The 319-nt window shown below is 47.3% G+C and carries 1 protein-coding gene; it reads right to left on the minus strand.

Annotated features, from left to right (window positions below; all coding sequences use genetic code 11):
• The coding region (locus ICN24_RS10250) for a hypothetical protein (protein ID WP_216223690.1) at window positions 1–319 on the minus strand (319 nt) is incomplete at both ends.

Here is a 319-nt window from a genome sequence, read left to right on the forward strand (position 1 = left end):
CCGCTGGCATTGGTGCCAGAGCCGTAAGTACCGCCTAAGGTAAAGCTTTGACCACCGATACCGGTATTAACAGTCGTGCCACTAATTAGTGTTGCAGAACCGCCGTTAATACTGACGCTGGCCGCACTATTCGTTTGTGCAGAGCCGTTATAGACGGTATTAGTATTAGCGCCAGTAATAGTAATAGTCGCTGGATTAACAACATAGTTCACCGCACTGCTTGCTGGATTGAAGGTGTAGTTTGTTGAGCTTAGACCACTAGCGTAAGTTAGGGCATAGGTAGCGGCATTCGATGTTGATGTCGGTGCATTAGTAATTG

Origin of the sequence: Polynucleobacter sp. UK-Kesae-W10 (genome assembly GCF_018881575.1) — a bacterium.
Classification (GTDB): domain Bacteria; phylum Pseudomonadota; class Gammaproteobacteria; order Burkholderiales; family Burkholderiaceae; genus Polynucleobacter.